This is a genomic window from Frankia sp. BMG5.23 (assembly GCF_000685765.2).
Lineage (GTDB): Bacteria > Actinomycetota > Actinomycetes > Frankiales > Frankiaceae > Frankia > Frankia casuarinae.
On the sequence record NZ_JDWE01000151.1, the window covers coordinates 1 to 1,964 of the forward strand.

Consider the following 1,964-nt stretch of genomic DNA (forward strand, 5'->3'; position numbering starts at 1 on the left):
GACATCATCGGTGACAGACAGAACAGACACACCACCCAGGACACATCACCAGCGTCCTCGGTATCAGGAACTACACCCGACGTATCACGAAGAGCCCACAACCCCCCACCAGCATCCCGCGGACACTCCGCCCGACTCCCGCCACAGCCACGACACCGCCACACGGCGGAACCAGCCCCTCCACGCCATCGCCGAATACTTACCATTGTTCCGACGATGCTCGGACAGCCGCAACCATCAATACCGAGTTTTCAGACGGCAGGTTTGCGCTCGACTTTCGCGGTTTTCTTGATCTCCAATTTTATGGTTGACGTCGCGTGAGACGTGTTCTATGCGTGTTTGGTGTGCTGGTTCGTGGTGGGGTGTTTGAGCTGGTTTGCGGTCTCGGGTCGATGTCTGTTTTGTCTGGTTCCCGGGCTGTGGGGCCGGGATGGGGGCTGGTCAGGCCGCGAGGGCGCTGTCGGTGGTGGCCCAGGCGAGGCGGAGGGTGTGGATTTCCGCGTCGGTCGGGTTCGCGGGCCGTGTGGGCTGATATTGGGTGGTGATCAGGACGCGGCGGAGCTTGACGGCGAGGTCGGCGGTGCAGGGGCGGGTCTTGGTGGTGTACCAGGGGGTGCGGGCGCGGTGGTCGGCGGCGTCGCCGTGGTGGTGGCCGGTGGTGAGGTACCAGGCGAAGGCGAGGGTCTGGCAGGTCAGGCCGAACGGGACGGTGCGTTCGACGGCGGCGGTGAGTCGGTTGCGGGCCTGGCCGACCCCGAAGATCTGCTTCGCGTCCGCGATCGCGACCTCGATCGACCAGCGGGCCGCATAGCGGGCGACGAGCTCGGCGGGCCTGGTCAGGGTGTCGGTCGTGACGAGCGCGAGGTCGTAGGTCCCGGGCCGGTCGGTGTCGCGGACGAGGACGACGGTGACGGGGCGGGGGCCGAACACTCCGTACCACAGGCAGCGGATGACCGCCGTGTGCACGGTCCCGGCGCGGCCGTAGCGGGTCACGGCCGTCGGGCGGAACGTCGCGGCCGCGGCGAGCTGGGCGAGGGAGGGCAACCGGTCGCCCTTGAGTCGGGGCCGGCCACGTCTCCCGGTGCGGGGTGGGGCGGGGGCGAACAGGGCGGCGTCGCGGCGGAGCCGGGTCGTCCAGGTCACCGAGGCCGGCAGTCCCCTGAGCTCGTCGCCGGCGTAGGCGGCATCCGCGACGACGTGGACCCGGCGGGCGGGGAACGCCCCGGCCAGCTGTTCGACCGCGCGGGCGGCCAGCCAGAGCCGCGAGGCCGAGACGGTGTCCTTGCGGACCAGGCGGGCCAGGACCGGCAGGCAGACCGGCCGGCCGAGCAGCGGCGCCGGCACGACGAGGCCGACGATCACCCAGTTGTTGCCGAACCCGACCTGGTCTGGCCCCTTCGCGGATCCGTCGTGGAACCAGCCCACCGCCCACACCTTCTTCCCCGCCCGGTGGAACAGGGTGTCATCGACGACGACGTGCAGCGGCCCGGCCGGGACGAGGCGGTCGACGACGAGCCGGGCGAGCGCCAGGCCGACCTTCTCCGGCGACCAGACCGCCCGCGCGAAAAACCGGTGCGCCCGGTCGTGCGGCCACAGCGTGGACAGGCCCGCGCCGACGAGCATCCCGCACACCGTGCGCCGCCCGCCGGTGGCGAGCATCCCCACGACGAGCGCCCGGAACGTCCGGAACGACGGCGCGGTGAAACACGGCCGGAAACCCTCCAGCAGCACCGCCAGAGAAACCGGTATCGTCACGTCCGGGAGCATCGGCGTCCAACTTTCGGGTTGGTACAGGAAACGCTGATGCTCCCGCCACCAGCCCCTCGCGCTGGCCTTCCACCCCTCCGCCACGCACCGCGATACCACCGGCAGGCACCAGGGAATCATCCACCCGAAAGCAATCGGGAAAATTATCCAGCCGTTGCCAGACACTGATCTGGATCAAGAAAACTGCGAAACTCTAG

1 protein-coding gene is annotated in these 1,964 nt (G+C 69.3%); it reads right to left on the minus strand.

Features of this window, described 5'->3' with window-relative positions:
* Positions 1–441 precede the first annotated feature (441 nt).
* The gene (locus BMG523DRAFT_RS22250) at positions 442–1,755 is read right to left on the minus strand and encodes a transposase (protein ID WP_235463413.1); all 1,314 of its coding nucleotides are present in this window, start codon (positions 1,753–1,755) and stop codon (positions 442–444) included.
* Positions 1,756–1,964: the final 209 nt, after the last annotated feature.